This is a genomic window from Arthrobacter sp. TmtSoilC79 (assembly GCF_059739405.1).
In genome coordinates this window covers 3,424,451-3,434,682 of the sequence record NZ_AP046051.1, presented here as the reverse complement: position 1 = coordinate 3,434,682, position 10,232 = coordinate 3,424,451, and the positions used below count along the sequence as shown (strand labels likewise).

9 protein-coding genes are annotated in these 10,232 nt (G+C 61.8%); 4 read left to right on the top strand and 5 right to left on the bottom strand.

Annotated features, from left to right (window positions below; genetic code table 11):
• Positions 1-302: 302 nt before the first annotated feature.
• Positions 303-503, top strand: coding sequence for a hypothetical protein (locus tag AC6JA3_RS15635; RefSeq protein ID WP_497920270.1), 201 nt, complete (start codon positions 303-305; stop codon positions 501-503).
• Positions 504-515: 12 nt separating this feature from the next.
• Here the strand turns inward: AC6JA3_RS15635 and AC6JA3_RS15630 are convergent, their stop codons facing one another.
• Positions 516-1,760, bottom strand: coding sequence for a flavin-containing monooxygenase (locus tag AC6JA3_RS15630; RefSeq protein WP_497920269.1), 1,245 nt, complete (start codon positions 1,758-1,760; stop codon positions 516-518).
• Positions 1,761-1,808: 48 nt separating this feature from the next.
• Positions 1,809-2,156, bottom strand: coding sequence for a hypothetical protein (locus AC6JA3_RS15625; protein ID WP_497920268.1), 348 nt, complete (start codon positions 2,154-2,156; stop codon positions 1,809-1,811).
• 309 nt (positions 2,157-2,465) lie between these two features.
• On the opposite strand from AC6JA3_RS15625, the gene cspE reads away from it, so the two are divergent.
• Positions 2,466-2,669 (top strand): transcription antiterminator/RNA stability regulator CspE, encoded by a 204-nt coding sequence (gene cspE, locus AC6JA3_RS15620; RefSeq protein WP_011773907.1) that lies wholly within the window; start codon positions 2,466-2,468, stop codon positions 2,667-2,669.
• 76 nt (positions 2,670-2,745) lie between these two features.
• Here cspE and AC6JA3_RS15615 read toward each other — a convergent pair whose 3' ends face one another.
• Positions 2,746-3,687: a hypothetical protein gene (locus AC6JA3_RS15615; protein ID WP_497920266.1), complete on the bottom strand. Its 942-nt coding sequence runs from the start codon at positions 3,685-3,687 to the stop codon at positions 2,746-2,748.
• Positions 3,684-4,307 carry an ABC transporter ATP-binding protein gene (locus AC6JA3_RS15610; RefSeq protein ID WP_497920265.1) on the bottom strand — a complete coding sequence of 208 codons (624 nt, stop codon included), beginning with the start codon at positions 4,305-4,307 and terminating at the stop codon, positions 3,684-3,686. The genes AC6JA3_RS15615 and AC6JA3_RS15610 overlap by 4 nt, the downstream gene beginning before the upstream one ends.
• Positions 4,308-4,790: 483 nt before the next feature.
• Here AC6JA3_RS15610 and AC6JA3_RS15605 point away from each other — a divergent pair, with 483 nt between their 5' ends.
• Positions 4,791-7,358, top strand: a complete 2,568-nt coding sequence (locus AC6JA3_RS15605; RefSeq protein WP_497920264.1) for a helix-turn-helix transcriptional regulator — start codon at positions 4,791-4,793, stop codon at positions 7,356-7,358.
• Between the two features lie 69 nt (positions 7,359-7,427).
• Entirely contained in the window at positions 7,428-8,681 is a 1,254-nt protein-coding gene (locus tag AC6JA3_RS15600) for an APC family permease (protein ID WP_497920263.1), read from the top strand.
• On the opposite strand, the gene AC6JA3_RS15595 is transcribed toward AC6JA3_RS15600, so the two are convergent.
• Positions 8,678-9,949 (bottom strand): MFS transporter, encoded by a 1,272-nt coding sequence (locus AC6JA3_RS15595; protein ID WP_497920262.1) that lies wholly within the window; start codon positions 9,947-9,949, stop codon positions 8,678-8,680. The genes AC6JA3_RS15600 and AC6JA3_RS15595 overlap by 4 nt on opposite strands.
• Between the last annotated feature and the right edge of the window lie 283 nt (positions 9,950-10,232).

Sequence of the window (10,232 nt, the reverse complement as noted above, 5' to 3'; positions counted from 1 at the left end):
ATGGAAACTGGGCCAACAGCAACCCATGCGCTGTATAGCGTTCCGGGCTATATCCTTTTGGGTTCCCGTCCCTGTCGGCAGTTAGTGGATGCCAGACAGCTGAGACGCAATGATGCGAGCATCCAGCCCTCACGCCACCGACGATTGCTAAGTAGCGTGGGGTCAGCCACGGCAGACGACCACGTATGCCGGGAATTTCTGTAACTCCTCGCGAGTGCTCCCGCCACTAGCCATCAGAAGTCTTTGATGGGCGTGAGCCGTTAAGCTTCTTGGACGACATCGTAAGGGGAACGATTCTGAAGATGACCACTGCACGCAAGCTCCGCGTTTTGAACATTTCAGCCACAGTCCTCCTGGTGACCGTTGTGACTCTGCAATCCACCCAAGTGATCAGCATGTTCTGGGGCATGGCGCTCCTGGTAATCATCGGGGTCCCGACGACGGTCCTTTGGGTGATCCTTGAGCGGCGCCAGGGCGCCGAGAAGATGAGGGACGGGGCGTAACTGGTCAGACTGTCACGTTGCGGCGACCGTCCCGGCCACGTACTCCGAGTCCAGTCCAACTCCGCCGACTATTGCTGAGTAGTGCCTCGTCAGCCATGGCAGGCCCACCACGTATAGCCCTGGGATCTCCATGACGCCTCGGGAGTGCATGGGATAGCCCCACTCATCCATCACTGGTGTGTCGATGAAGCTGAAGTCGAGTTTGTACCCGCTGGCCCATATGACGGACGTGATGTTCGAGCCTGCCAGGTTCAGCTGAGCCGGCCCTGATGGGAGCCATTCATCGCCAGCTACGGGTTCCTGCTCCGGCGCGTCGATCCCGGCCGCCGCGATGTACGCATCAATTGCCTTTCCTGAGCGTTGCGCGAAGATCGACTCAACGGCTGCGAGGCGGTCGGGGAGGTCGTCGCTGAAAGTGATGTCGCCGTCGTCGATTGATTCCAGGTGGCCGTGCAAGTGCATGCCGCGACGGCCGAGTTCGCGGAGGTGGATGGCGTGACCGCCGTCGGTACCCGAGAGCAAAGGGTTCGGGGCGAAGCGGGCGGCGGGGGAGGGGAGCGCCTCGCGGGTGAGGGCGTTGACGCCGAACTCGGGGCCGTGCTTGCCGGTTTCGAGCATCCAGTAGATGAGGTCCTGGCCGCGGTATCTGCGGGGCGCTTCGGGGACGATTGAGACAGAGAGGTGGACTTCGCGGCCGGCGGCGTGGAGCTCCTCGGCGATTTGTCCGCCTGACTGCCCGGTGCCGACTATCAGTACGGCGCCTTCTGGCAGTTGCTCAGGGTTCCGGTAATCATGCGTGTGGAGGTGTGTCACGCCGGCGGGGAGCATGGCGGACAGGGCGGGGATCTTGGGGACTTGGTACGCGCCGGTCGCGAGGACCACGTTCTTGGCCCGCAGGTTTCCGAGCGATGTCTCAAGGTTGAAGGCGCCGTCCGACGCATGGGAGAGCCGGGTCACGTCCACGCCCGTGTGGACCGGAGCGGCAATGAGCTCCGCGTACTGTCTGAAGAGGTTGACGACAGCGATGCGGGAGATGAACGCGTCCCGATCGTCGCCGTCGTACGGCATGCCGGGGAGGTCCAGCGCAAGGTTGGGGGTATTCATGTAAAAGCTGTCCCAGCGGTCCTGGAAGGCCCCGCCCAGGGAATCGCGTCGTTCCAGGAGCTGATGCTCGACGCCGAATTGCGTGAGCCAGTAGCTCGTCGTGAGGCCGGCTTGGCCTGCGCCGATGATGACCGTATCCAGGGTCGGTCCCATGGGGTGAACTGTACGCTTGCAGTCCACTTCAGGACAGGTCGCAGGCGGTCAGATACGACGTGTCTTTCGGGGGTCCCGCGAATTCCATTCGTCCGACGAGAAGAACTCCCTCAATCCCGCTTCCGCACGCTCGGCCAAGACAGGTTCTTGCCCCGACAGGTCGAACAGCGGCAGGTAGCCCTTCTGCATGGCTATGTAGTTGGCGACTTCCAAGGGAGGTTCGTCAGTCCCCGAGACGGATTCGTCTTGAAGCAGCCGTTCCGCGATGAGTTCACAGCCGGAGACCTGAATGATGACCATCAGCTCAAAGTCCCTCAACTCATGGTTGATCCAGATGCTCTTGGGCTGGAGAGGACCGTACGTTGTTTCCCCTGCCCTGTATTCGCTGCTGGTCATGCTCACCTGCTTCCAAGTCTCGGCTGTAAGAACACTCTGCCCTACAAGTGGTTTGGAACCCTGCAAACTGGTCTGATTCCACCGTCCAGACCGCACTTCGGGAAACATCCACTGGATAAATATTTCCCAGCACTAGCTATCTGCTCAGAACTCTGTAGACTTGACGGTGTTGTTGTGTTTGGCATTTGGTAGTTCAGGCAGTCCCCACGGTCCCTCTGGATCGTGACCTTCTGAAGTAACGGTGGAGAACACCCCACACCGGAGACCCGAAAGTCGGGAGCATCTCCACCTTCAGTAAGGACTGAAAAAATGGCTACAGGTACCGTGAAATGGTTCAACTCCGAAAAGGGCTTCGGCTTCATCTCTCCTGAAGATGGCAGCCAGGACGTTTTCGCTCACTACTCTGCGATCAACTCCTCGGGCTACCGCTCCCTCGAAGAGAACCAGAAGGTTTCCTTCGACGTCGAGCAGGGCCCCAAGGGTCCCCAGGCAGTAAACATCCAGGCTATCTAGTCTTCGGATAACAAAGAAGCAGGGCCGGTCATTGACCGGCCCTGCTTTTGTTTGCCCTCCCTCTGGTGTGTCCGGGCTAAACGAACTTCGACATCCGCGACCAGACCGCCGTCGAGACCAGAGCCACCAGCACCACGGCCGCTACGGACAGCATGACCCCGAGCTCAGTCCACACTGGAAAAGGCGCACGTGGGTTAAATCCGCCCCAGTAGTTGAAGACGCCTTTCGCCGCAGCCGTAAGGATGTTGCGGGGATCATAGGGGCCGGCGAACGGCAGCAGCAGGAGCAATGCGCCGGCGGCCAAGCAAGGGATCAGCATGCTCCTGGCCACGAGCCCAGTAAAGAGCCCTAACAAACCAAATCCGATGGCTACAGCACTGGCGAACGCGATCTGAACGATGGGGTTGCCAGCACCGGCGTCGTTGACTGAATAGATGAAGTCGTGGCTATTGCCCTGTAGGAAGAGCGCCCTCAGTACCGGCGCTGCACCCCAGCTCAGTAAGGCTGCTAGGACCACCGCAGCCACTGAAACCAACGCGATTACTGCCACCTTCCCTGCGACGTAGTCCGCAGCGCCCTGAGCAACAATTCGATCCTTCAGAATCCGCCGGCGAACATCGCCCACGGCTGTCCCGCATCCATAAATGAAGAAGAGCAGCGGGATGACCAGGAACGTGATCATCTCCAACCCTGTGCCGATGGCATGAGATCCCTCGAAGGCGCGGTCGGCGAAGTAGGCGGCCTCGTAGTCAAAGCGGAGGGGATTGTCCGCGATACGTTGGGCGCCTTGGATGAGGACGTTATTGGGTTTTTCCATGGCGGCGCCCAAAGACAGGCCATTTTCCGAAGCATGTGCCTCCGAGGTCTGCAGCCTCGACAGTGTGGCCGTAACGTTGCTGATGCTCCCGGCGAAGGCGAAGACCAGTGACGCTGCCAAGCCGCCGATGGGCAAAACCACGGCCTTGCTCCAGAGCTGGTAACGCAGTTCTGTTCTCAGGGATCGCAGATACTTGTTCATCGAACGAGTGCCCCGGGTTCCCGGTCGAGGCGGACTTTCCCTCGGCGGATGGTGAAGCTGGAAGAGGCAAGGTCTCCATAAGGGGAGTAGTCATGATCAAAGACCATGACACAAGTACTCGCTTCAACGGATTCGAGCGCTTGGCGAAGCGCACGCCTCCCAGGCTCATCAAGGCCTGCGTTCGGCTCGTCCAGCAGAATGCATGGCCGGCCACTTGCGAAAGCCGCTGCCAGCTTGAGCTTCTTTCGCTGCCCCAACGAGTAGGTGGACGATCTCCGATTCAGCAGATCGCGGCTGAGGAATGTCCTGATGATCGGATGGGCAAGGGCCAGGCGGCGGGGGATGTCCAGGAGAGCGCTGAGATTCTGCAGCCCCGTCAGGCGTTCATGAACGGCTGAGTCATCGAAATCTGCGGAGACGTAATCCCGAAGGTCGCTTTTGTGCCAGGTTGCCTCTCCGGTGAACCGCTCCAGTCCTGCGAGGCACTTGAGAAGAGTGGTCTTGCCGGTTCCGTTTTCACCCCGGATGAGGTGGATTCCGGTCGACGGAACTAGGAGATTGACGTTGTTGACCACGCAATGGCGGCCGTAGCTCTTGGACAGGTTGGTGATGCGCAGCATTGATCCTCATTTGTCCCCCCACAATGGAATGCCCGAGAATCACCCCTTCACGCTGACGGTTCCGGGTGCTTGAGCAACACTCTCATCCTGGGAGCTGGCATGTGTCAAATGCAATGCGACGGCGGTGCTGCCCGGTGGCCTGCCTCCGATGACCTGTTTAGAACACGTTTACTAGTCAAGAAAAAGTAGTTCGAATACATATCCACATAACAAATTACACCCATGTAACTCTCGCTCAGCCCTCCGTAGCGTTGGAGGTAATCCACCCACAGAGCTGAGGGAGCATCCCATGGATCACCTGACTACCGAACAGCCCCAACACCTAGACGAGTCCCGACACCACCTAGATTTGCCCGAATCACCACCTAGACGGTCCCAAATCGGCCTGTGCAAGGCCGTTTTGCCACCTAGTCCCGTTTTCTCGATCTAGCCTGCGAAGTGAGCCGCATGTCGGGCATCCACAGAAACAGAAGGTTGGGTCGAGTGTTCGATTCTGAGGTTCAGCGAATCCTCGACTACGTCGCACGCGGGATCGGCGTGAGGGTCGTCGGCGCTCCGGGCAGCGGTAAGACGTCCGTAGTCCGCAGTGTCATGAGCAATCTGGAAAAGACCGGCGTAGCCGTTCACTTCATCACCGGACTGCGCACGCACCGCACCATCCCGTACGCGGCCATCAAAGGACTCGGGCTGGATTTGAGGCCTGGCCGCAGCGGCGTCTTCGACATCGCGGACGTCTTGACCAGCCAGCTGGCCACCAATGGGAAGCACCTTCTCGTCGTCGACGATCTCCACTTGGTCGACAGCGAATCACTCGCGGTCCTGGAGGCGGTTCGACGCCGATCCACTTGCCCTATGGTTGCCACGGCGCCCGAAACCTGGGCCTTTTCCAAAGGGCAGCTGGCCATCCTCAACAACGGCCGCGAGGCACACCTGCAACTGGACCCGCTCCACTACGAGCAGGTTCATATGCTGATCGCACACGTCCTCGGTGCCCCGGCAGATGCGGACACCACAGCCCGGATACTCACCAAGTCCGCCGGCAACCCGCGCCTCATCGTGCGGATCGCCGAGACCGCGTCCCTGAGCAACTTGCTGGTCATGAAGGACAAGCAGTGGGGGATGACCAGCAACACCCTCTGGAACGAGCACCTGCGGGGCACACTCGAGTCGCTCCTGGCGGAGCTCAGCGCGGACGAGTTCACAGCCCTGCACACCATGGCAATCCTCGGCACCGCCCGCGTGGACGTCCTTCAAAAAGTCATCCAACCCGAGGCTCTGGAAGGCCTCGAACGCAGGGGCTTCCTCTCCGTCATGGACGACCACCACAACGGCTCCATCGCCGCCATCAGCCCACCCGTCATTGCTGACTATTTCAGCGGCAACAAGAACCTCAGGGACCGGAAACTCCTGCGCCGAAAGATCGCCGGCGTACTGGAAGCCGTGCCGGGCGCAGAGCACGAGAACCGGACAACGGCAGACTGCCTCGCTCGGGTCCTGGCTACCTTGCGGGCAGAAAGGGGCGACGGCGACGCCGTCACCGCCCGCCACTTCCACGACCACAGCTCCGCGAGGGAACGTATCCGCTTCGAGCGGTGGGAAGCCAACAAGAACGCCGCCAATGCCGCGTCCGTGCTCCGGATCTATTGGGGTGCCCCTGTGGACGTCCGGCGGGTGGCCCGCATCTGCGACGAAACAACAACGTCCGACGCCGATCCCAAAGACCTCCTGTTCGTCACCATTACCCGTGCGATGCTCGCGGTGCACACAGGACTTGGCCCAGGTGCCGCCGTCGACATTCTCCAAAAGTTCGCAGCCGATAATCCTCACCTTGCCGAAGAAGCCGACCACGCGGTCGCTTTCCTCAGTGCCTCGCACGGCCGGGTTCCTCTAGCCGCGCCACTCAGTGCCCTGGAACCGCAACCCTCCGGGATGGGCGCTTTGGTCCAAGGGCTGCTGGAGCTCTACCGCTTCAGGCCAGCCGCAGCGTACGATGCCGTCGAAGGCCAGAATCACGACGACGCCTTCTCCCACCTCCGGCCGTTCATCCGAGGGTTTGCGATGTTTGCTTCCGGACGCGTGGAGGAATCCCTCGTCTTCGCATTGGACTGGCGGACCGAAGCACGCAAGAACCTGGACCAATTCGGTGTGATCACCAGCAGCTACGTCGCCGCCCACGGACTCCTATATCGCGGGCACTTTGAGGAAGCTGAATACCTCATGAGCAGTGTCTTCGCCATGGGGCGGCCAGGCTTCGTGGTCGACGCCCTCTACGATGCGATGCTGCGCCTCGCAGGGCTCCGCCACGCAACCACTGCCACGCCGCCGGCCCTCTCAATTGCCGCGCAGGCGAGGACTGAAGTGCCCGACGTCGGACCCTTACCCGGTGTTGGAAAGGGCGCCTATGAGCTGGTTGCCCACAACAGCGCACAGCCATCCACGTTCGACCGCAAGGCCGCGAAACTCGTCAGGCGCCAGCTGAAGAGCGGCTATGTTCTGGAAGCCCTGATGACGGCACTGCTGTGCACTTGCCTGAACCCGGGGCGTCCGGTCCTGGATCTGTTGCAGAAGATCCTGCGGGACAGCGGCGTCACGGTTCACGATCAACTCATCGGCATCGCAACCGCCGTGGTGGAAGGGGACCACAAACTTCTCGGTCTCCTGCTGATGCACTACGAACCTGACGTCGACACCTACCAAGTGGGGATGCTTCTCCGTGGCGCACTCAAGCGGCACGTCATAGAAGGGGACACTGCCGCGGCCGACGCCATGGCTCAGGCATCCTCCATGTTCGCCGTCAGGTTCCCGGCAGCCAACGAGCAACTCTCCTTCAACTCCTTCAGGACCACACCGCTTACAGAACGGGAGATCGAGGTCGCCGTGCTGGCAGGACACCGCACCAACGTGGAGATTGCCGAACACCTGGGCATCAGTGCAAGAACGGTGGAAAACCACATCTCCAACGCCCTGCGCAAGACCGGCGCAACGTCCCGAAACGGACTCTTCATGCTCGTCGGGAATTCACTTCCGCCGCGAGGAGCCGGGATAAGCTGAAAGCAATTCTCCCAACGCCGGTCTCCGACGCCACGCCCTGAGCCCGGTCCCTCAGCGTGAAGGGTTTCAGTGAATAACTCCCCGGCCTTGGCCCGGCGACTCGGTACGTTCGATGCCTCCCTCATTGGGCTGGGCTCCATGATCGGTGCGGGGGTGTTCGCAGCCTTCACCCCGGCCGCTGCTGCCGCGGGATCCGGGCTGCTCATCGGCTTGGTGGTGGCCGCCTTCGTGGCCTTCTGCAACGCGACGTCCTCAGCCCAACTCGCGGCGAGGTACCCGACGTCGGGCGGGACCTACGTTTACGGCCGGGAACGTTTGGGAGCCTGGCCCGGTTTCCTCGCGGGGTGGGGCTTCATCATCGGCAAGACCGCCAGTGCTGCGGCCATGGCCATGACCTTCGCCGCCTACGCTGCACCGCAAGGCTGGGAACGCCCGGTGGCGATTGCCGCCGTCGTACTCTTGACCGCGGTGAACTATCACGGGGTGACCCGCACCGCAGGGCTGACCCGTGTACTGGTGATTGCGGTTCTGGTTGCCCTGGCGATTGCCGTCTCCGCAGTGTGGGGTGGGTCCGGTCCTGACTTCGGCGACTTCCTGGGGGAGGGGTTGCTGGCCGAAGGCTGGTACGGGATCCTGCAATCCGCCGGACTCTTGTTCTTCGCGTTCGCCGGGTATGCGCGGATCGCGACCATGGGCGAGGAAGTCCGCGAGCCCCAGCGCACCATTCCCCGGGCCATCGGGATCGCGTTGGGCATCACGATCCTCATCTACGCCGTCATTGCCGTGACCTTGCTGGCTGCTCTTGGGCCCCAGGGTGTTGCCGGTACGCCGACACCGCTGGCCGATGCCGTCGGCGCAGGAACGCTGGCGTGGGCAGAACCTGTTGTCCGCATCGGAGCCGCTGTCGCCTCGCTGGGTGCACTGCTGGCACTGGTCGCCGGACTCGGCCGGACCAGCCTGGCAATGGCCCGCGAACACGACCTGCCGCACTGGCTCTCTGCAGTTCACCCGAAGTACAAGGTTCCCCACAGGGCCGAGGTGACCCTTGCCGTGGTGATCTGCCTGATCATCGCGGTGGCCGATCTTCGCGGTGCCATTGGATTCTCGTCCTTCGGCGTGCTGCTCTATTACTTGGTGGCGAACATCGCCGCTTACACCCAGCCAAGCGAGGACCGGCGATACCCGAAGTTCCTGCAGGTCGCTGGAGCGATTGCGTGTGTTGTTCTCGTCGCGACGCTGCCGCCGCTATCCGCTGGGCTGGGCGTGCTGATGTTTGTTATGGGTATCGCGTACAGGCTCATCCGGCTGCGGGTAGGCCGCTAGGCCACTGCGCGGGCCGGCACTGGGAGGAACCGGCGGATCGCAACAGCCGAAACCACTGCAATAACGCCGGTGAACAGCCACGGCGAGGCGGCCGCCGTCGAGGTTTGGTCTGCAAACTCGTAAAGCGGCGCCATAGCGGTGTTGCCGATCAGCACCATAGCGCCCCCGCAACTGGCGAGGAGCCCGTAATAGGCGCCGGTGGGTCGGCCGCCAGCGAAGTCCAGAACCAGCCGCATAGCCGTGGGAGTTGCGCACATGTTGCCCAGGCAGAGGCCGGTGACGAGAGCCAGCGCCGGTAAAGCCGGGACTGACGCGATGGGTGGTTGAGTGGCCAGTATTGCGACGGCGGTGAATCCTGCGGCTTTCAGGCTGAGGCCCAACGTCAGTGCGTTGCGCTCGCCGAATCGGCGCATGAGCTTGGCGATGGGCCATTGCAACGAGACCGTCAACAAGGACGCGTACGCGAACACGAAACCCAGCGCGCCGGCGTCGAGGCCGCTGCGTCGAAGCTCCACCGGGAGCCCGAAGTACAGCTGGTTGTGGGCCAGCAGGCTGACGCTGAAGAAGCAGGCGAACGCGACGAAGCGCTTGTCCCGCAGGCAGGCCAGAAGTTGGTGCTTGGGGACTGCTGCGTCTGTTGGATGTCCGCCACGGTCGGCGCGTGGAAGGAACCGCCAGAAGACGACAGCCATCACCGCGAAGATGGCCGAGGCGACGTAGAGGGATACTTCAAAGCCGAAACCCAGGAGCAGGCTGCCGAGAAGTGGACCCATTACCGCCCCGAATTCGCCGACGATAACCAGCGACGCGAACAGGCTTGGCCGGTGCTTTCCGGACGGTTCCCGCCGTGCCTCGGCTGCGGCCACCAGGCTTTCGAGGGCCGGTGAGAACAACGCACCACCGATGCCTGTGACGATGGCTCCCGCGAGGAAGAGGCTGAAGTTGTCGGCCGCAGCCAAGAGCAGATAGCCACTCACCCGGACGATGCAGCCTGCGACCATCGTGTAGCGGGCACCCCAGCGATCGGAGATGGCACCGCCCACCAGGAACATCCCTTGCTGGGCAAACGTCCGAGCTCCCAGGACAACTCCGATGGCTACCGCGCTCATGGCGAAGTCGTTGGCCATGGTGAGCGCGATGAACGGCACCACAGAGTAGAACCCGATGTTGAAGATGAGCTGGCTGGAGAGCAGGAGTTTTGGGTTGGGGCTGGCTGGCCGTTCCCCTGGGTATCGGGTTGTCTGGGTGGAGCTGTTGGCAGGTTTCATGAACGGCTTTCCTTGGCGGCAGGCACGTTCGACATTATCAATAATCGTTCTCGTTTACCCCTGTGACGACTCACGTACCCGGCTGGGCACGACTCCACCTGGGGGTAGACGGGTGGAGCCGTGCCGCAGTGCCTCCTACGCCAAAGCGGGTGGGGCTCCCGCCGGACACCGGGACTCCCGCTTCGAAGGCACAACAGGAGACTATGGCCCGTTTTCCTGCACTAGGTGGCAAAAAGGGGCAACTAGGTGCCGTATTCGCGGAAATTAGGTGTTGGTGCGGAAG